This window comes from Flavobacterium microcysteis, assembly GCF_006385255.1.
In the GTDB taxonomy this organism is placed as follows: domain Bacteria; phylum Bacteroidota; class Bacteroidia; order Flavobacteriales; family Flavobacteriaceae; genus Flavobacterium; species Flavobacterium microcysteis.
Map to the genome: position 1 here is coordinate 91,754 of NZ_VFJE01000054.1, position 21,197 is coordinate 112,950.

General features: G+C 37.4%; 16 protein-coding genes. 9 read left to right on the forward strand and 7 right to left on the reverse strand.

Annotated features, from left to right (window positions below; all coding sequences use genetic code 11):
• Positions 1-8: 8 nt before the first annotated feature.
• Positions 9-863, forward strand: coding sequence for an acetyl-CoA carboxylase, carboxyltransferase subunit beta (accD, locus tag FJA49_RS09405; RefSeq protein WP_140000728.1), 855 nt, complete (start codon positions 9-11; stop codon positions 861-863).
• A gap of 63 nt (positions 864-926) precedes the next feature.
• Here the strand turns inward: accD and FJA49_RS09410 are convergent, their stop codons facing one another.
• Positions 927-2,177 carry an ABC transporter permease gene (locus FJA49_RS09410; protein ID WP_140000729.1) on the reverse strand — a complete coding sequence of 417 codons (1,251 nt, stop codon included), beginning with the start codon at positions 2,175-2,177 and terminating at the stop codon, positions 927-929.
• A gap of 276 nt (positions 2,178-2,453) precedes the next feature.
• Here FJA49_RS09410 and purH point away from each other — a divergent pair, with 276 nt between their 5' ends.
• From purH to rodA, 6 genes are read left to right on the forward strand one after another with little or no spacing between them, the layout of a single operon-like run.
• Positions 2,454-3,980 carry a bifunctional phosphoribosylaminoimidazolecarboxamide formyltransferase/IMP cyclohydrolase gene (gene purH / locus FJA49_RS09415; RefSeq protein WP_140000730.1) on the forward strand — a complete coding sequence of 509 codons (1,527 nt, stop codon included), beginning with the start codon at positions 2,454-2,456 and terminating at the stop codon, positions 3,978-3,980.
• Positions 3,981-4,037: 57 nt separating this feature from the next.
• Entirely contained in the window at positions 4,038-5,066 is a 1,029-nt protein-coding gene (locus FJA49_RS09420) for a rod shape-determining protein (RefSeq protein ID WP_056072239.1), read from the forward strand.
• Positions 5,067-5,078: 12 nt separating this feature from the next.
• Positions 5,079-5,909 carry a rod shape-determining protein MreC gene (gene mreC, locus FJA49_RS09425; protein WP_140000731.1) on the forward strand — a complete coding sequence of 277 codons (831 nt, stop codon included), beginning with the start codon at positions 5,079-5,081 and terminating at the stop codon, positions 5,907-5,909.
• Positions 5,902-6,411, forward strand: a complete 510-nt coding sequence (locus FJA49_RS09430; protein WP_140000732.1) for a rod shape-determining protein MreD — start codon at positions 5,902-5,904, stop codon at positions 6,409-6,411. Before mreC ends, FJA49_RS09430 begins: the two co-directional genes overlap by 8 nt.
• Entirely contained in the window at positions 6,408-8,264 is a 1,857-nt protein-coding gene (mrdA, locus tag FJA49_RS09435) for a penicillin-binding protein 2 (RefSeq protein WP_140000733.1), read from the forward strand. The genes FJA49_RS09430 and mrdA overlap by 4 nt, the downstream gene beginning before the upstream one ends.
• A 7-nt stretch (positions 8,265-8,271) precedes the next feature.
• A complete protein-coding gene (gene rodA / locus FJA49_RS09440; protein WP_140000734.1) occupies positions 8,272-9,525 on the forward strand; it encodes a rod shape-determining protein RodA in 1,254 nt (417 codons plus the stop codon).
• A 4-nt stretch (positions 9,526-9,529) separates the two neighbouring features.
• Here rodA and FJA49_RS09445 read toward each other — a convergent pair whose 3' ends face one another.
• Positions 9,530-10,366 (reverse strand): DNA/RNA non-specific endonuclease, encoded by an 837-nt coding sequence (locus FJA49_RS09445; RefSeq protein ID WP_140000735.1) that lies wholly within the window; start codon positions 10,364-10,366, stop codon positions 9,530-9,532.
• Positions 10,367-10,457: 91 nt separating this feature from the next.
• On the opposite strand from FJA49_RS09445, the gene FJA49_RS09450 reads away from it, so the two are divergent.
• Positions 10,458-10,982 carry a hypothetical protein gene (locus FJA49_RS09450; protein ID WP_140000736.1) on the forward strand — a complete coding sequence of 175 codons (525 nt, stop codon included), beginning with the start codon at positions 10,458-10,460 and terminating at the stop codon, positions 10,980-10,982.
• Positions 10,983-11,011: 29 nt separating this feature from the next.
• Here the strand turns inward: FJA49_RS09450 and FJA49_RS09455 are convergent, their stop codons facing one another.
• The 5 genes from FJA49_RS09455 to FJA49_RS09475 all read right to left on the reverse strand — a co-directional run bounded on the left by FJA49_RS09455 (position 11,012) and on the right by FJA49_RS09475 (position 20,139).
• Entirely contained in the window at positions 11,012-13,060 is a 2,049-nt protein-coding gene (locus tag FJA49_RS09455) for an OmpA family protein (protein WP_140000737.1), read from the reverse strand.
• A 10-nt stretch (positions 13,061-13,070) separates the two neighbouring features.
• On the reverse strand, positions 13,071-14,006 hold the full coding sequence (locus tag FJA49_RS09460; protein ID WP_140000738.1) for a PorP/SprF family type IX secretion system membrane protein: 936 nt from the start codon (positions 14,004-14,006) through the stop codon (positions 13,071-13,073).
• 29 nt (positions 14,007-14,035) lie between these two features.
• Positions 14,036-16,678, reverse strand: a complete 2,643-nt coding sequence (locus FJA49_RS09465) for a gliding motility-associated C-terminal domain-containing protein (RefSeq protein ID WP_140000739.1) — start codon at positions 16,676-16,678, stop codon at positions 14,036-14,038.
• A gap of 94 nt (positions 16,679-16,772) precedes the next feature.
• Positions 16,773-17,879, reverse strand: a complete 1,107-nt coding sequence (locus FJA49_RS09470; RefSeq protein WP_140000740.1) for an ABC transporter permease — start codon at positions 17,877-17,879, stop codon at positions 16,773-16,775.
• Between the two features lie 19 nt (positions 17,880-17,898).
• Positions 17,899-20,139 carry a carboxy terminal-processing peptidase gene (locus FJA49_RS09475; protein WP_140000741.1) on the reverse strand — a complete coding sequence of 747 codons (2,241 nt, stop codon included), beginning with the start codon at positions 20,137-20,139 and terminating at the stop codon, positions 17,899-17,901.
• Between the two features lie 270 nt (positions 20,140-20,409).
• On the opposite strand from FJA49_RS09475, the gene surE reads away from it, so the two are divergent.
• The gene (gene surE / locus FJA49_RS09480) at positions 20,410-21,192 is read left to right on the forward strand and encodes a 5'/3'-nucleotidase SurE (protein WP_140000742.1); all 783 of its coding nucleotides are present in this window, start codon (positions 20,410-20,412) and stop codon (positions 21,190-21,192) included.
• Positions 21,193-21,197: the final 5 nt, after the last annotated feature.

A 21,197-nucleotide genomic window follows, 5' to 3' on the forward strand; every position in this document is an offset into this window, starting at 1 on the left:
AAAATATTATGGCTTGGTTTAAAAGAACAGAAAAAGGAATTACAACCGCTACAGAAGACAAGAAAGATGTTCCTAAGGGACTTTGGTATAAGTCGCCTACCGGAAAAATCGTAGATGCAGATGAATTAGCACGAAATTTATATGTGAGCCCAGAAGATGGTTTTCACGTTAGAATTGGGAGCAAGGAATATTTCGAAATTTTGTTCGACAATAACGAATTCAAAGAACTGGATGCTAAGATGACATCAAAGGATCCATTACATTTCGTGGATACTAAAAAATATTCAGACCGTCTGAAAGATGCTATGGAAAAAACCAAGCTGAAAGATGCGGTAAGAACAGCTGTAGGAAAATCAAAAGGAAAAGACCTGGTAGTTTGCTGTATGGATTTTGCTTTTATTGGCGGTTCTATGGGAGCTGTAGTGGGTGAAAAAATCGCAAGAGGAATTGACCATTCTATCAAAAACAACATTCCTTTCCTAATGATTTCAAAATCAGGAGGAGCCAGAATGATGGAAGCTGCTTATTCTTTGATGCAGTTGGCAAAAACTTCTGCAAAATTAGCACAATTGGCTGAAGCTAAAATCCCATACATCTCGTTATGTACAGATCCTACTACGGGAGGAACAACAGCTTCTTATGCCATGTTGGGTGACGTGAACATATCTGAGCCAGGAGCATTGATTGGATTTGCAGGACCTCGTGTTGTAAAAGACACTACAGGAAAAGATCTTCCAGAAGGTTTCCAGACTGCTGAATTTGTATTAGAGCACGGATTCTTAGATTTTATAACGCCTAGAAAAGAGCTAAAAAACAAGATCAACTTATATTTGGATTTGATTCTTAACAATCCTATCCGATAAGAAATTAAGACAAAAAAATCCCGATGAAAACATCGGGATTTTTTTATATCTATTTTTTTGCTTTTACATTCCTGTTCTGATGGCTTCAACCGGATCTAATCGGGAAGCTGAAATAGCCGGCAATATTCCGGATACCAAGCCTATAACAGCCGCCAGACTGGTTCCAAGTGCTATATTTCCAAATCCAAGCACAAACTTGAATTCCAACACATTGGTTAATAAAGCAGCCAAGCCCCAAACCAATAATAAGCCTATAATTCCGCCCATCAAACACAATATGATGGCTTCAAACAAGAATTGCAATAAGATAAATTTATTTTTTGCGCCCAAAGATTTCTGAATCCCAATCAGGTTGGTTCGCTCCTTTACTGACACGAACATAATATTGGCTACTCCAAATCCGCCAACTAAAAGCGAAAAGCCACATATAGACCATCCAATAACATTCATTCCGCTTACTATTCCATCAATGAGATCTGTAAAACCTGACAAGACATCAATAAAAAAGTTATCGTCATCTCCTACTTTCAACCCTCTCTTATTGCGTAATTTTTGAATGATTTCGCCTTTAAATGCATCAATATCAACTCCCGGATTCGGCTTGATGATAATGATAGGCGTCATAGAATCATTATGGTCTCCAAACTTATTTCTTAAAAAATTGACCGGAATAAAAGCTGAGATATCATTGTTATCGCCAAACATTCCCTGTCCTTGTTTTTCCAACACGCCGATTACCGTAAATCGTTGTCCGTACAACCTGATTTTTTTTCCTATAGGGTCACTATTTCCAAAAAGGCTATTCGCAACCTCATAACCAATTAAAGCAACTGCGGTTCCTGAATTGGATTCCGATTCATTAAAAAAACGACCTTCTTTTATTTTCTGCGGCTGGATTTCAACAAATTCATAAGTGGCCGGAACAATATTCACATCACTAACGGTCTTATCATCATATTTGATAATCTCACGCTTGGTAAACAGCTGATAGGTTGACTTATCCATACCATTGACCGCATTCTTGAGATAATCAAATTCTTCATAAGTAACATCCGGATATTGCTCTCTTTTCCAACGAGGTACCTCAGAAGGACCAAAAGAAAAACGCTTCAGATACATTGTGTTTTTATCCAAAGTACTCATGTCCTCTTTAATTTTCCTATCTAAAGAATCAACTGCCGACAGTACGGCAATGATAGAAAAAATCCCTATGGTCACACCAAGAAGCGAAAGAATGGTCCGCAATTTATTATTGCGTAACGCATTCAGGGCAAAGCCAAAACTTTCTCGCAGCAAGCGTAGATATACAACCATAAAGCTGAATTTGAGTCTCTGTAAAATTCAGTAATTTTAATACAATTTCCTAAAAAAACTTCTACATTTCTTGTTAAAAGAAAAACGATAAGGATGTATTCCTCCCAAACCTTTAAAACAAAATTTCCCAAACACAAATTTGAGCACAAAAACAGCTTCAAAAAGCCTAAACTGCCACTCGAAATAAATATTGAAAAAAACCTAAAAAACATGTATTTATTGTTTTATAGTTAAAGTTACAATAACTACTTTTGCACCTTTAAACACAACTACACAATGAGTACTTCAAAAACTATCAAATCGGCCTTGATTTCAGTCTTTTCGAAAGACGGACTGGAGCCAATCGTGAGAAAACTGCATGAGCAAAATGTAACCTTTTATTCTACCGGAGGAACAGAAGATTTTATCAAAAATCTAGGAATACCTGTAGTGCCTGTAGAAGATGTAACTTCTTACCCTTCAATTCTAGGAGGCAGGGTAAAAACATTGCATCCGAAAATTTTTGGCGGTATCCTAAACCGTCAAGACCATGAAGGTGATGTTCAGCAAATGGAAGAATACCAGATTCCACAAATCGATTTGGTAATTGTTGACTTATATCCTTTTGAAAAAACGGTAGCTTCAGGTGCTTCGGAAGCCGATATCATCGAAAAAATCGATATTGGTGGTATTTCCTTAATCCGTGCTGCTGCAAAAAACTTCAAAGACACTGTAATTGTAGCTTCAGTTGACCAATATGCAGATTTCTTAGATGTAATCACTAAGCAAAACGGAGCGCTGACATTAGAAGACAGAAAACTTTTCGCTACAAAAGCGTTCCACGTTTCGTCTCATTACGATACGGCTATTTTTAATTATTTCAACACCGACGATACGGTTTATAAAGAAAGCGTTGCGAATGGACAAATCTTGCGTTACGGAGAAAACCCCCACCAAAAAGGGTTTTTCTTTGGAGATTTTGACGCCATGTTCAAAAAGCTGCACGGAAAAGAATTGTCATACAACAATCTTCTAGATGTTGATGCAGCCGTAACCCTTATCCTGGAATTCAAAAAAGACAATCCAACTTTTGCTATCTTAAAGCATAACAATGCTTGCGGATTGGCAACAAGAAACACGATGAAAGAAGCATATCTTGATGCATTAGCAGGCGATCCTACTTCTGCATTTGGAGGTGTTCTTATTGCTAATGGAAAAATCGATGTGGATACGGCAAAAGAAATCAACCAGCTATTCTGCGAAGTTGTCATCGCTCCAAGCTATGACGAAGCTGCGATTGAGATACTATCTGAAAAGAAAAATAGAATTATTTTAGTCCAAAACGATATCGAACTACCACAGAAACAGGTTCGTACCTGTCTGAATGGTTTGTTAGTGCAAGATAAAGACAATGTAACAGACAATAAAGAGCACTTAAAGACCGTTACTACAACTCCCCCATCTTCAGGAGAGACTGAAGATTTGTTGTTTGCGTCAAAAATCTGCAAAAACACAAAGTCAAATACAATCGTATTGGCAAAAAACAAACAACTTATCGCATCAGGAACAGGACAAACGTCACGTATTGATGCTTTAAAACAAGCAATAGAAAAAGCAAATAGTTTTAATTTTGATTTGAAAGGTGCCGTGATGGCAAGTGATGCATTTTTCCCTTTCCCTGATTGTGTAGAAATTGCTCATAACGCCGGAATTACTGCTGTAATTCAGCCAGGTGGCTCTATAAAAGACGAATTAAGTATCAATTATTGCAACGAAAATAAAGTTGCAATGGTATTTACTGGAACTCGTCATTTCAAACATTAAATTATGTAACTTTGCATGTTAAAATTTTATAAACATTTTTAAACCCTAAATTTACTTATGGGATTTTTTGATTTCATGACCGAGGACATTGCGATCGACCTTGGTACCGCTAACACCCTGATTATTCACAACGACAAAGTTGTGATAGACAGCCCATCAATTGTAGCTCGCGACAGAGTATCCGGCAAAATTATTGCCGTTGGTAAAGAAGCAAGCATGATGCAAGGTAAAACCCATGAAAACATAAAAACGATAAGGCCCTTGAAAGATGGGGTTATTGCTGACTTTGATGCATCTGAAAAGATGATCAGTATGTTTATAAAAAGTATTCCTGCGTTAAAGAAAAGATTATTTACGCCTGCTTTGAGAATGGTAATCTGTATTCCATCCGGAATTACGGAAGTGGAGATGAGAGCGGTAAAAGAATCGGCTGAACGTGTTAACGGTAAAGAAGTGTATCTGATTCACGAACCAATGGCTGCGGCTATCGGTATTGGAGTTGACATCATGCAGCCAAAAGGAAACATGATTGTTGATATAGGTGGTGGTACTACTGAAATTGCGGTTATTGCTCTTGGAGGAATTGTATGTGATAAATCGGTAAAGATTGCGGGTGACGTTTTCACCAATGACATCGTTTATTACATGAGAACTCAGCACAACCTTTTCGTTGGAGAAAGTACTGCTGAAAAAATAAAAATTGAGATCGGTGCTGCCATCGAAGATTTGGAAAGCCCGCCAGACGATATGTCGGTTCAAGGTCGTGATTTGCTGACTGGAAAACCAAAACAGGTAGAGGTTTCTTTCAGAGAAATTGCCAAAGCCTTAGACAAATCCATTCAAAGAATTGAGGATGCCGTTATGGAGACTTTGTCACAAACACCACCGGAATTGGCAGCCGATATTTACAATACAGGGATTTATCTTGCAGGAGGAGGTTCAATGCTGAGAGGATTAGACAAGCGAATTTCACAAAAAACCGACCTTCCGGTATACATCGCAGAAGATCCATTGAGAGCGGTAGTCCGAGGGACGGGAATGGCACTTAAAAACATCCCAAAATTCAGAAGCATATTAATAAAATAACAAGCATAGTTCATGCAGCAAATATTTAATTTTATACTTAAAAACAGCAACAGGTTGCTGTTTTTGCTGCTTTTGGGCATTTCGTTAGTGCTTACCATACAATCTCATTCCTATCATCGAAGCAAGGCGGTGACTTCTGCTAATTTTATTACTGGTGGAGTCTATGAAAGAATCCATAATGTTCAGGAATATCTGAATCTAAAAACCCAGAACGAACAGCTTGCTAAAGAGAATGCGTATCTCAAAAAAATGCTTTTTAATGCTAAGGATTCTTCCGGAATAGTAGTCAGAGATAGTTTAAAAGGTTACGGGAATATCAATATCGTTCAAGCCAAGGTCATTAAAAACTCCTATAACGTAAAAGAGAATTACCTGACATTAGATGCCGGAACTAAAGCCGGAATAAAACCAGATATGGGAGTGGTTAACAGTTTAGGAATTATCGGAATTGTAGAACACACTTCAAAAAACTATGCTACGGTTATCAGTATTTTGAATGTCAAATCAGAAATTAATGCCCGTATCAAGAAATCAAACCATTTTGGAACATTGCGCTGGGATGGAAAAAACACGGGTTACGTACAACTAATCGATGTGCCTCGATTGGCTAATGTTCGAAAAGGAGACACGATTGTAACCGGAAATGAATCCGTTACCTTCCCTCCAAACATAAATATTGGTGTGATTGATAAGATTTATACTGACAAAGAAACAAATTACTTTACCCTGAACATACGACTTTTCAACGACATGACTAATCTTGGCCATGTATATGTGCTTGAAAATTATGAACGAAAAGAAATTGAAGAATTAGAGGCTAAAACGGAAGTAAAAAATGAATAGTACGCTATTATTAAATATCGCCCGATTTATACTCTTGCTTGCAGCACAGGTATTGGTTTTTAATGAAATCGACTTCTGGGGTTATGTAAATCCATATCCATACATCTTATTCATTCTTCTTTATCCTGTAAATGGAAACAGAGCCGGATTGTTACTGGCAAGTTTCTTACTGGGTATTATTATGGATATGTTTTGCGATTCCGGAGGCGTGCATGCCACTGCCTGCGTTATCCTGGCCTATGTAAGACCAACTTTCTTCAAGTTTTCTTTTGGAGTGAGTTATGAGTATCAGACTGTAAAGATTAATGACAAGCTGACTCCTGAACGGTTTTCATTTCTTTTGATTTCAGTATTTACACATCATATTATACTGTTCTTATTAGAAATTTTCAAGCTGAGTTTTATATTTAATATTTTATTGCGAACCCTGTTCAGTTCGATTTTCACATTAATACTCTGTATCGTAATTATTTATATATTTAAGCCTAACGCCAAAAGATGAGAAAAGTTCTTCTTCCAACTTTAATAATTGTATCTGCAATTGTCATTGTGGCCAGGCTTTTTTATCTTCAAATTATTGACGATTCCTTTATCAAAAAGTCTGACAATAATGCGATTAAGATAAAATACGACTATCCTGAACGTGGCTATATGTTTGACAGGAATGGTGTTCTTTTGGTTGCAAACCAGCCCTCTTATGATGTCATGGTTATCCCAAAAGATGTTAAGGATATTGATATTCCGGAATTCTGTAAGCTTTTAAAGATTACACAAGAAGAATACGAAACCAAAATCAAAAAAGCGACCATCTATAGTCCAAGACTTCCGTCTGTATTCTTACCTCAACTAAACAAAAAGGAATATGCCGGCTTTCAGGAAAAAATCAGAAAATACCCGGGATTCTATATACAGAAACGTTCGCTCAGGGATTATCAGGTCAATGCTGCTGCCAATGTTTTTGGATATATCGCACAAGTAAACGATGCCATCATCAAGAAGAATCCGTACTACAAAAGTGGTGATTTAATTGGAAAGCAAGGTGTTGAAGAAGTCTATGAAGAATTTCTTCGTGGGACTAAGGGAGTAAAATACATCCAGAAAGACCGTTTTAACCGTGATATTGGTTCGTATAAAGAAGGTATTTATGACACGATTGCCGTACAAGGTGAAGATGTTACGCTTTCATTAGACATCGAGCTTCAAAAATACGGTGAGTCGCTGATGATAAACAAGCGTGGTGGAATTGTTGCCTTAGAACCAAAAACAGGAGAAATTCTAGCTTTGGTTTCTGCACCATCGTATGACCCTGCTATTTTGGTGGGAAGAGACCGTTCGAAAAATTATTTAAAACTTAGTCAGGACACACTTGCCATGCCTTTGTTTGACCGAGGACTTTTAGCTGAATATCCGCCCGGATCGCCTTTCAAAATCATGACAGGACTAATTGGCTTACAGGAAGAAGTTATTGACGAGAATATGACTTTCCATTGTAGTCATGGGTTTTCCTATGGTCGTGGCGCCTTTATGAAATGTCACGATGCCGGCGATAATAATCTTCATACCGGAATCGCACATTCTTGCAATACCTATTTTGCGAATGTTTTCATGAGAACGATTAACAAATATCCAAAACCTACTTATGGTGTTGATGCATGGAGTAATCACTTAAAGAGTTTTGGATTAGGAAACTTTATGGGTTATGACCTTCCGGCAGGAAGAAAAGGACATATTCCGGATTCAAGATATTATAAGCGCTGGTATCCAAATGGAGGCTGGAGAAGTACAACTATTGTTTCCAATTCTATTGGTCAGGGAGAAGTTTCTACTACTCCGATACAATTAGCGAATATGATGGCAGCTGTGGCTAATGAAGGCTACTATTATACGCCTCATATCATCAAGAAAATCAAGAATCACACGATTGATAAAAAGTATACGACCAAGCATGTCACTACTGTTGACAAACAGTATTTCAAGCCTGTAATCGAAGGTCTTTTTGCTGTTTATAATGAAGGAACCGCTCGTTCTCTAAGAGTAGAAGGAATCGATATTTGTGGAAAAACAGGAACGGCAGAAAATAAAACAAAAATTAATGGCGTAACTACACAGCTTACTGACCACTCTATTTTTGTTGCCTTTGCGCCAAAAGACAATCCAAAAATTGCCATTGCCGTGTTCGTAGAAAACGGATATTGGGGAGCACGTTGGGCTGGACCAATTGCCAGTTTAATGTTGGAAAAATACCTTCGTGGAAAAATTACGCGTACTGACTTAGAGAAACGAATGCTGGAAGGAAGCCTTCAAAGTGAATATGCAAAAGTAACCAGCGGCCAGCCATTCCGAATAAATCAATAAATAGTAAATGAAAAACCAAAGCGTAACAAGTAATATCGACTGGATTACCATACTCCTGTTTATCACCTTGGTAATCATGGGATGGCTCAACATTTACTCTGCTTCATTGCCATTGGAGCAGACCTCTATTTTTGATATCAGTCAGATTTACGGAAAGCAGATTCTTTTTATCTGTCTTACCGTTCCTTTGGTCTTGGTCGTTCTTACGGTCGATGCCAAAATTTATGAGAAATACGCTTTTGTCTTTTATATTATCGGATTAGTGTCCTTACTCGGACTTTTTGTTTTTGGAAAAACCATTAAGGGACAGACCAACTGGTATAGTATAGGTGGTTTTACCTTGCAGCCTTCAGAATTCGTCAAGACTTCAACAGCCTTGCTTTTGGCAAAATACCTGAGTGATGTTCAGGTTAACCTGAAAAACTTTAACGACCAGTTAAAGGCTTTTGCCATTATGGGCGTTCCGTTATTGCTTATTTTGCTTCATGACACAGGAACAGCAATGATTTTTGTTGCCCTGATTTTTGTATTGTATCGTGAAGGATTGCCTGCTTGGTATTTATGGACCGGATTCCTGGCCGTACTTTTATTTTTTATGTCACTGCTTATTGAGCCGCACTTTGTCTTGCTTATAGCTTTGGTCGTTATACTCGTCCAATTCATACTCTCCAAAAGAATCAACAGAAATCCATTAGCCTCATCAATTATTTTTGTTCTGATTGCCGGTTTTACCTACTCTGTAGATTTTGTGTATGACAATGTACTTGAAGCCCACCAGAAGGACAGGATTAATGTATTATTCGGGCAAAATGTCGACATGAAAAATGAAGGATATAACCTTAATCAATCAATGATTGCTATTGGTTCAGGTGGATGGTTTGGAAAAGGCTTTTTAGAAGGTACTCAAACCAAAGGTGGCTTTGTTCCTGAACAGCACACCGATTATATCTTTACAACGGTTGGAGAAGAATGGGGATTTATAGGTGCTGTTATCGTAATAGCGTTATTCGTATTTCTTTTCTTGCGTATTATTTATTTAGCCGAAAACCAGAAGACTAAATTCAGCCGGGTTTATGGCTATTGTGTCGCTACCTTCCTGTTTGCCCACTTCTTTGTAAATATTACGATGTTGATTAGGCTATTCCCAACAATTGGAGTGCCATTGCCTTTCTTCTCCTATGGAGGATCGAGCCTTTTTGCCTTCAGTATCCTGCTATTTATTTTTATTAAGATGGATGCGAATAAGGTAAATGAATGGTAAAGTCTTAAAAGCTCCAGGCTTTGTAATCGTTACTTTTTTCTAATTTATTTTCTATAGCATCAGGCAATACGGGAAAGAAATCTATACCGGTCATACGCTCAATTTCATCAACAGGCACAACAAATTCATACAATGGTTTTGAGCTGTTTTCATGCGGCACCAAAAAGCCAATCATTCTATATTGTCCGTTGTCAACATCCAAAAGGACTTTATAAAAATAGTTTGGCACGGCTACCTTTTCATTTCCAATAGTTTTTAATCCATCAGACAGCACACCTCCGGTTACTACATAAATCCCATCGTATTTATCAGCCCAGTAGCGTATTTTCTGTTCCAATCTATTCCATACACCGGCATTGAAATCTTTTTTCTGCGGAGAAATATTAGAGGTATAAAAAGTATCGTCAAAAGCCTGCTTTGAAAATTTCATATCGCCTGCCGGACACAAATGCCCTTTATCATAGCCTGAATTTTTATAGTTCTTCCAATCTGCCGAACCTGTTTTTACCAAAGGATCTTGTATAAAAAAGGGTCTTTTATAATCAGATTTTCTTGCATTAAAGGCTTTGGCTTCATAGAATACCCATTCTGCTTGTTCGTATTTTTCGTAATACGACAATGTAAAATTTGGATGTACTACCAGTTGCTTCGTAGTGGATGTAGGCAAATATTCCTCTTTTATAATCGGGTCTTCAGCTACAATTACATCTTCTTTTGGCTCAGGAATTGAAATTTCTGAAGTTTTCTTATCGCCAGTCGTTTTTAGGTTGTTGCTCTTTAAAAAATATACAATTGCAACAAGCACTGATACTATTGCATATAAAACGGTTTTTTTAGTCATTTATCGAAATCTGTGTTATATTTTTATTTTTCAGAATGGTGTTTGTTATATTTACCAGCAAACGAAATCGCTAACTAAATTACAATTATTTATGAAAGCCAAAATTATTTTAACCTCAATTTTATGTGCGGCAATTCAAACACTATCTGCCCAAGAAAATCATGAAACTCCAGCAGCAGTTAAAGATTCTGCAGCTATAACGGCAACAGTGCAAGAGCCAATAGTAACACAGGCTCAGCTCGAAGAAAAGGCAAAAGCTGAAGAAAAAGCATTAAAAGAAGCTGAAAAGAAAGCCAAAGAATTCGAAAAAGAACAGCGCAAGTTTGAAAAAGCTCAAAAAGAAATGGAACGTGAAAAGAATGATTTTGAAAAAAGACAGAAAAAAATCCTTTCTGCAGAAAAGGACGTTTTAAAAGCAAAGACAAGACTTGCCAATGAGAAAAAATCTTTGGAGAAAAACAAAGTCAAACTGGATAAAAAGAAAGGCAAAGGCAAGCTTACTCCAATTGAAATCCAGGAAGAAGAAATCAAGATCAGCAAACAGGAAGTAAAAATCAAAGAACTGGAGCTAAAAGTCCAAAATGAAGAAGCTGACCTCATCAAAGTAAGATCCTAAAAACAAAAAACCGCCAGAAGGCGGTTTTTTTATATTCCTTTAATGACAAATTCACTACGTCTATTTAATTCGTGCTGTTCTTCTGAACAGGATTCTTCCGGTATGCATTTTACTATCTGTACCGTTTCGCCATAACCACGTGAAAAAATCCTGCTGTTTGGTATGCCCTGCTCTATAAAATATTCTCTTGTAGAAGCAGCCCTTTTGTCGGATAAATCAAGATTGTATTTGTTATTACCTCGTACATCAGTATGTGAACCTATTTCTACTACCATATCCGGATATTTTTTCATCAAGGCGATTACCTTATTTAATATGGGTTTAGACTCTTTACGGATATACCATAAGTCATAATCAAAGTAAATAGGTTCTGTTTTAATCAGCAACCTGTCTTTATCTCTTACTACATCTTTCTCATCCGCCAGAAGCTTTTCAATACGTTTCTTTTTATTGACTTCAGCCAATTCCTTTTCTTTTTGCTTTGCTACTTCATCATCCTTTTTCTTTTGTTGCAAGGCAATTTCCTGTTCTTGTTTTATCGCTGCTACCGATTTTAACGGCATAGAAGCATCGTTGTTTTTATTCCTTTCCTTGGATAATTTCAAACTTCTGGAATTATCAGTATACTTCTCTTTGGATGCCAAAACCGTATAAGCAGATTCACAGGCTGCATCAAAAAGGAACTTCCCATCTGCCGCAGTAATTTTTCTTTGGATTTCTATTTTCTCTGAGTTTTGTAGCACAACCAAAGCTCCTTCTAAAGGCAATTTTGTAATTTCATCTGTAATCACACCTGAAATCAACTGTTTGCAATCTTCAATAACTAACGGTTTGATTTCATTGATCTGATAGATATCATCATTCCCTTTGCCTCCTGTTCGGTTTGAAGAAAAATAACCTTCTTTTGTATCCGGGTCAATAGTAAAAGCAAAATCATCATATTCTGAATTGACAGGAAAACCAACATTTATTGGTTTTGAAAATTCGCCATTGTTCTTAGCAGATACAAATACATCCAACGAGCCAAATCCTACATGACCATCAGATGAAAAATAAAGCTTGCCATCTTTTGAAATAAAAGGAAATTGCTCTTTGTGTATCGTATTTATATCGGAACCTAGGTTTACTGGCGTGCTAAATTTTCCTTCGTTAATATCTACAGAAAAGATATCGAAAGAACCCTTGCTTCCCGGCATATCCGAAGCAAAATAAAGTGTCTGTTCATCTGGACTTAAAGCAGGATGTTCTGTGGAATAATCATCGCTATTGAATGGTAATGATTTTATGTTCTTCCATTCTCCATCTTCAAATTCAGCGCTAAAAATCTGCAAGTGCGAAACTTTTTTCTGGTCCTTTCCTTTTTTTCCATTGTTAAAGTTGTTTCTGGTAAAATACATTTTTTTACCATCTTTGGTAAAGACAGCATTCGATTCATGCATTTTAGTATTTATCGAATTGGAAAAGTCTTTTGCTATCGAATCGCCTTTTTTTACATTCTCAATTGGAATTATATGCAAATCCAAATAGTTTTCATTATTCCATTTATAGACTTTACTGTCTTTTCTAGGCGATGAATAAATCAAATCCGAGCCTCTTCTGACTGCTCCGAAATCTGAGTTTTTGGTATTGATTTCCAGATTTTTGATTTCAAAACGATTTCCTAATGCTGCAATATTTTCCAGAATTGCTAGCTGTTTATCAAATGCTGCAACTTCATCCGTTTTACCATTAAGATCTATCCTACTCCGTATTAAAGCATTGGCTTCCTCATATTTCCCTATTGCTTTTAACGAATGCATGTATCGGAAATAATAATCTTCTCCAAAATCGGCACTATAATTCTTTAAAAGAAAACGATACCATCTTTCGGCATTTTTTAGGTCATTGGTATAATAATAAGCGTTCGCCAGATTGCTTACAACTTCAAAACTATGATTGTCTTTAATAATGTTCTCATATAACGGAATGGCTTCGCTATAGAATGTCCTTTCAAAATAAGCATTTGCTTTTTTTAAATCCTGCGCATTCCCATTCTGAAGACTAAGAATGACAATTAGCGTATACACTATTTTTTTCATGGTTCCCATTTTAAAAAAATCTTGGAGACTTGTCATATCCTTTTTTCATAAAGTTCAGGTCAAACAGCAAAAACACTTCGTGCGTTCCTGAATTGAATTGTCCTAAATTGGTTGTGGTATAATCATACGCATATCCTATTCTTAAATCGGGCGTGACTTTTACATTAAGCAATCCACAGACAGCGTCATCAAGCCTATAGGAAACACCCAGCTCAAACTTATCATACAATAAAATATTTGCAGAAACATCAACCACACCCGGAGCGCCTTTAACTCCTTTTGCCATAAAGGATGGTTTTAATTTCAGGTCTTCGTTGATCTGGAAAACATAACCTCCGGTAAAAAAAACATGGACATTTTCAGAGCCAAAACGGTTTATTCCCTGTCGTTCTTCAAGATGTTTTGTATTCAGAAGATTGGGAGTTGACAATCCGACATAGTAGTTATCTGTAAAATAAAACGCCCCGATACCAAGGTTTGGGAAAACGCTATTGATATTTTGGGCAAAAGCCGGATCAGTACCGTTCGAGCCGCTTTCCAACACAAAACCATTAAAGTTAGTTTCAAAAATAGTCACACCAGCTTTTATTCCTAAAGACAGCCTGTGCTTGCTATTCAATTGCAGTACATAAGCAAAATCTCCGAATATATTGTTTTCTTTCTTTGCTCCGTCACCTATATCATCCGAAATAAAAGAAAGTCCGAGCTCAACATTTTTGCTTGCCGGCATATGTCCAAAAAAGGTAAATGTTTTGGGAGCTCCAACAGCACCTACCCATTGTGTTCTGTACAATCCACCTAAATTCAGTACTTCTGGTGTTGCCGTTGCATAAGCCGGATTCACTACACTTAAATTATACATATAATGAGTGTATTGAGGATCCTGCTGGGCCACTGCTTTATTTAAAAAGCCTGTAAAAAGTATAAGGAGTAATATTTTTTTCATCTGGTTCCGATTAAATAATGATTGGACTATTATCGATTCAGATAAAGCCTTCCCTGTTGTGCAGGTTTCTTGCCTTTGTTGAAATTAACGATATAGAAGTAGACTCCATTTGGAGCCACTCCATCAATTATAGTCGACTGATTACTTCTTCCGTCCCAATCAGGCGTATTGCGATTTCCTTTATACATCACGTTTCCATAACGATTGTATATTTCAAGCGTAAAATCCGGAAATAAAAATTCAATATTTGGAATATTAAACGTGTCATTGATACCGTCACCGTTGGGTGAAAATCCATCGGGAATCATCAGTTCATATTCATCTTCACCACAATGAGTCAAAGAAACCATTACCGCAAGTGCATTTTCTGAAATACAGCCGGTAACCGCTGAAGAATCAAATCCGTAATAGGTCGTCCCGTCCTGTAGAGGATGTGAATCTGGCAACTGATTTCCGTTGATCAGGGCATCATACCAAACTATCGTTCCTGTTCCGTTCACATTTGCTGAAAGGTCAGCAAGTGTTGGAGCAGGCGAATCCAAACCACAGAAATTTTGTCCATCAGTTTCTAGTGTAGGCGCCGGCAAATCAGTAATCGTTACTGTAACCATTGCTTTTTGCGACACGCAACCAAAAGGAGAAACTGCCGCAACATAATAATTTCCTGATGTCAGTACCGTATCACTGCTCAAAGGTGAAGTGCCGCTTTCTGTAGCATACCATATATAGGATGTTCCGTTTGGCAATAAGTCTGCAACGGTAGCATTCTCACTCTGGCAAAACTCCATAGTGTTTACAATAGGAATTTCAGGAAGTTTGTAGATTGTAAAACTGTCGGTTATGGAAAGGTTGGAGGCTCCACAAGAAGTTTCGTTATTAACGATTTCTGAAACTGTAAAAGTTGTTGTTCCTGTATTTAAAAGCTGGTTTGCAGGTATCGTAAACGTAGCCGAACCATTTACCGCTGCTATAGTTACTATTCCAGAAGCTGTATTTGCTCCGGTTAACGAATAGGTAATCTGCATGTTTGTCAGAATGCCAAATCCTGAAAAATTTGCAATTACTGGCTGGTTTTCACAAACATCGTTAATCGCTACTCTTACATTGGACACATCGGGTTTTGGGAATATCGTAAAGGATTGGGATAAGGAAGCTACATTCTCACACAATGTCTGCAGATTAATAATGTGTGTTATAACTATTGTTGTACTGCCCGGATTATGGAGTAAACTGCCCGGAATAATAAAAGTGCCTACACCACCTGTAACCGTCATAATGACCTGTCGTGACGGTGCAGTATTGCTGCCGCTTAAATTGTATGTAATCCTGTAATCTCCATCGGTTAGGTTTATATTTCCTGATAATTGTACTGTGGCATCCGTATCCTGGCAGGTATTTTCTATTGTTAGTGTTCCGTCATTAATCTTTGGCAAAGGATATACATTCAGAATATCTGAAATATCGCCAATAATATGATCGCAGGCATTATATCCCGTAGTTTCATGAATATTTATAATACGCACGGTATAAGTTCCAATCAAAGGAAAGGAAATAGCCGGAATGGGAAAAGTCGTGACTCCATTTTCAAACCGAACAACTATAGTGTTTCCAGATGGAATAGGCCCTGTAATCTGGTATTGCAAATTGTAACTTCCGTTAGGTATATTTTCTAAACCTTGGGTGAGCGTTGCCACAAAAGTTGCTCTTCCTATCTCATCTTCGCAAATATCTGACGCTACTACCAATGTAGAGCCGGTGAAATCCAATTGCTCTTCAATGATTATTTTGATTGTTGCCGATTTTTGGTTGCATACCGGATGCGATGGCTGAACGGTATATGTAAATCCGTATTCTCCCGGGCCAAAAGTATTGTAGATATTCTGTACGTTAATAAAAGTATCTTGCGGACTCGATAATTCCGAGGTACCGGATTCCGACCATTTCCCACCAGGATCCTGACCGAAAAGATAATCCAGTAGATTTACATTGGTATAGATAGACATATCATCTGAATCACATAAAATCAGATCTGATGGTTCTCCTGGTTCCGGAGCCGGATGCACGGTAACATCAACCGTTGCTGAAACTGGTTGACATGACCCAATGGCTGGCATGGTATAGGTAAACGAAAAAGTTCCCAATCCGGAAACTGTAGCGTCCAGAAAATTACCTCTCAAAGCACCACTATTGCTATCATCGTTCCAGTGACCATTCAATTGCGGATTTGGAAAGTTTCCTAAAAACTGGAAAAGATTGACACTGCTATTGTCGTCGCAAGCAGAAGCATTTGGATTGCTTATTCCGGCATAACCACCAACAGTAACTGTGACTGTTGCCACATTATCTGTGCAGAATGCGTCATTTACTGTGTATATAAAAACATAGGTATCGCTTTCATTAATGCCCCAAACGTTAAGAACCCCTGTTGAAAGATTTAGTGCGCGTGATTCCTGAAGATCTGTCCAACTTCCTCCGGGCGTAGGTGTACCTCCAAGTAGATTGAAAAGATTGATGCTTTGATTGGCCGGATCTGGAATATTACATATTGTGATCGATGCATCTTCACCAGCACATTGTGCATTGGCCAGATTAGAGGATAAGAGTAAAAATATAAAAAAGAGTAACTGAAAAAATCCAGCCTTTCGGGGGAGGCAAGTAATTTTTAAGTACATATCATCAAGTTTAGTTGGAGTAAAAATATACTATTTTTTTTCACTAAGACCTAATAACATGAAAAATCCGACGAACGGTCAGGTTAAGTTTTCATTAATTTTTAACATCGAGTGCATCTCGCAAGGCGTTACCCATCATCATAAATGCTAAGGTTAACAGCATTATAGCCGTTCCGGGAACCATCGCCAAATACGGTTTGTCGAGAATAATATCGCCATAATAATCTTTTATCATTCCGCCCCAGCTAGGAACCGGAGGCTGTGCACCAAGGCCTAAAAAGCTTAGTCCGCTTTCCACCAAGATAGCCGAGGCAAAGTTTGCCGCAGAAATAACGATAACGGGTGCCATAATATTAGGAAGGATATGGTGGAGGATTATTCTCCAGTTGGTATATCCCAAAGCTTTGGCAGCAGTAACATATTGCATTTCCTTTACAGAGATAATCTGTCCACGGACGACACGGGCCACTTCAACCCACATGGTAAGTCCGACAGCTACAAAGACCTGCCAAAAACCTTTTCCAAGACTTAAAGTGATTGCAATAACCAGCAATAAGGTAGGTATCGACCATATTATATTGACAAGCCACATAACGAATGCGTCTACTTTTCCTCCGTAATAACCACCCAATGCGCCAAAAAAGAGTCCTACTACGAGAGAAATAAAAACGGCTACAAAACCAATAGCGATTGAAACTCTTGATCCTACCAGCATTCGGCTTAAATAATCCCTGCCGGCTTTATCAGTCCCTAAATAAAACTTTTGATTTTTTATGTAGTCTTTTGCAACATCTTCCAGATTGTTATATCCTGGAAAATCTTGTAAGGTTGTTTCTTTTTGTATGATGACTTTAGGATCATCATTATATAAGGTATAAACAATTTTGTCTTTTTCTAACTTGAAATCCGAAATGGGTTCTTTTGAGAATTTTTGTTCATGTCCCAAAAGGAAATCCCAAAAACTGGATTCCGTCTGTTCTTTCAGAGGAATAGAAAGAATTTTGACTTCAAAGCCCGGTTTTTCTGACCGGATAGTCAAGTCACCCCAATTGGCATTTTCGGAATTATCTGGTGCTAAAACATAGGCAAAAATTGAAAGTAACATCAGTAGTACTATAAACCCAAAACTGAAAACGCCCCAGAAATTCTTCTTGAATTTCTGGAGCGCTATTCCTGTTAATGATTGTGTGGATTTATTCATTAAAATGCCTTTGAGCCAATTATGACTTCACCAACTTATCTTTCTTTTTAACGTTTACAGTTCCTTTTATAACCGCATTTGGTTGCAGGTCATCTAAAACATTCAAAGCTTCTTCTACATAAACATCTTTTGAAAGACTTTCATGCCAACGATCTCTTTTTTCTTTTAAAAGATTATCATTCTTTACCATTTCGTTTTCATATGGTAAGGAAGTAAATTTCAAGTCATTTTTATACTTAGAAATAGCTTTGTATTTTTTTGCTTTTTCTTCCAGTTGAGCTTGTTCTTGTTTGAATTTATCAATGTTCAGGCTAAATTCTTTCTCGTCCTGTCTTTGTTTAAGCCATTTCGCATTTTCTTCAATCAGTTTGAACTGCTCGCTTTTCTCCATTCTTCTCTTGCTGTTTTCAACTGCCAGGTCAAAATTACCCTGTTTGTCCCAAACTTTATAATCGGCTGCATCAATTTTGTCCCAAGGCATTGCATTGTCAATATCTCGTTCGCCCATTTTGATGTAAGAATATCTGTCTGGTAAAGCGACATCACTTGAAACTCCATTTAGCTGAGTAGAACCTCCGTTAATTCTATAGAATTTCTGAGTTGTTGTTTTTAATGCTCCAAGGTCACCCATAGAGTTGCTTCTCAAGAACTGATTCAGGTCAATTACATTCTGTACGGTTCCTTTTCCATAAGTCTGCGTACTTCCAATAATTACACCTCGCTTATAATCCTGAATAGCTGCGGCCAAAATTTCTGATGCTGATGCTGAGAAACTGTTCACCATAACTACCAACGGTCCGTCCCATTGTACTTTAGCATCTTTATCATACAGGATTTCTTTCTTCTTCCCTGCTGATTTAATCTGAACAATTGGTCCTTTTTCGATAAATAATCCTGCAATATCCACAACTGTTTTCAAAGAACCACCTCCGTTATCACGAACGTCCATAACGATTCCTTGTACACCAGCTTGTTTTAGTCTTTCAACTTCCAAAGCAATATCTTTTCCGGCATCGCGGCTATCTTGATTTTCAAAATCGATATAGAATTTAGGAAGATAGATGATTCCATATTTCTTGCCGTTCTTTTCAACAACACTTGATTTTGCATAGGTTTCTTCAATCTCTACTTCATCACGAATGATTGAAATTATCTTAATCGTACCGTCTGTTTTTTTAACGGTAAGTCTTACTTCAGTTCCTTTTGGTCCTTTGATTTTCTTAACTACATCGTCAATTCTCATTCCAACCACATCTACAGGTTCTTTGTCACCTTGTGCTACTTTCAGTACAACATCACCAGGCTCCAATTGTTTTCCTCTCCAAGCCGGACCTCCTGAAATCAATTCTGTGATTTCGGTAAAATCATTTTTCTTTTGCAGACGCGCACCAATTCCTTCCAATTTACCGCTCATGCTCACATCAAAACGCTCTTTGTCGTCTGGTGCGAAATAAGAAGTATGCGGATCGAAACGGGTTGCAATAGAATTGATGTATACTGAGAACCAATCATCTCTATCCAAATCTTTAATAAATCCGAAATATTCATTCAAGGATTTCAACTGGCTTTCTCTGGTTTCTTTTTCAAGAACATCAAAAGGTTTTTTCTCGATTTCCTTTTTCTCTTTTTTCTGCTCTTCTTCCTTTTTAGCTTTTTCTGTTGCTGTCAAATCAGAAAGTTCTTCATTATCGGCAACATTTTTACCTTCCTGGATTTCCAGTTTGTTAGTAAGAGAAGCCAAAGTCGAAAGCTTAATCTGCTTGTACCATCTTTCTCTTAATTCATCTGAATTTTTAGCATACGAATGCTCAGCATAATCCGTATTGAAGGTCTCGTTCTTTTTATAATCGAAAGGTTTTGCCAAAATATCTTTGTAATATTTTTTGCTCTCTTCAATTCTTTGAAGCAAACGATTGTATGTCAAATCAAAAAATGTCAAGTCTCTGCTTAAAATCTGGTCATCAATCTTAGTCTCATATTTTGAGAATTCATCAATATCAGACTGAAGGAAAAATCTTTTCGAAGGATCTATCGCCTCCAAATAGTCTTTGTATACACCTTTTGAAAAAGTATCGTCAATTTTTGCAGGGTCATAGTGTCCACGCTCAATGACAAATGTCAAAAGCTCAAGAAGTAATTTATCTTTTTCAGGGTCGTTTTTTAGTTCTCTTGGAACGAAGCTCCATAAGGCTGCAGAAAGTGCGACTACAACCAGTACTATCTTATAATTTCTTTTCATAAACTCCATTATAGCATTCATCAAATTTTGTTCTAAATTACAGAAAAAATTATGCCACGGTTTCTTAAACCGTATAATTTTTTGTTAAAGATGGTTTTAATTGAGGAATAAGGTTAAATCATTGCAGGTAATGCTATTTTTACAAATTCAAAGTTATGCAATTTTGTAACATTGAAAAACTTTAAAAAAGGTTATTTTTGTATTCTGTGCGACTCATTTTGTAGTGAAATTCCACAGTAAAACAAACACATCTCACTCATTTTCAATAGCAAATGAGGCAAAAAATTACCCATGAAAAAGAAACCTTTAATTTTAGTTACAAACGACGACGGAATTTCAGCTCCAGGAATACGTGCTTTAATTAGTGTCATGAAAGAAATTGGCGAAGTTGTTGTCGTTGCGCCTGACAGCCCACAATCGGGTACAGGACACGCAATTACCATCAACAGCACTTTATTTCTTAATAAGATAAGTCAGGGAGATGATACTCCGGTTGAATATTCTTGTTCCGGAACACCGGTTGATTGCGTAAAATTTGCCGTTAATGAAGTATTGGGAAGAAAACCGGACTTGTGTGTTTCCGGAATTAACCATGGTTCCAACTCTTCCATAAACGTAATCTATTCCGGAACAATGAGCGCTGCTGTCGAAGCCGGAATCGAAGGAATTCCTGCCATTGGATTTTCTTTATTGGATTATGATTGGAATGCCGATTTCGAACCGGTTAAAAAGTTCGTCAAAAAAATTGCCCTGGAAGTTTTGGAAAATGGCTTACCTGAAGGTGTAATCCTGAATGTCAATTTCCCGAAATTATCTGAAAAAGAAATTAAAGGAATTAAAGTATGCCGACAAGCGAAAGCCATGTGGGCTGAAAAATTCGACAAGAGGACTTCGCCAATGGGTCGTGATTATTATTGGCTGACCGGAAAGTTTGTCAATCAAGATAATGGTGAAGACACTGACGAATGGGCACTAAAACATGGCTATATTTCGTTGGTTCCTGTTCAATTTGACCTGACAGCCCATCACGCCATACAGAATCTTAATACCTGGAAACTAAATGACAATAGTTGATTTGC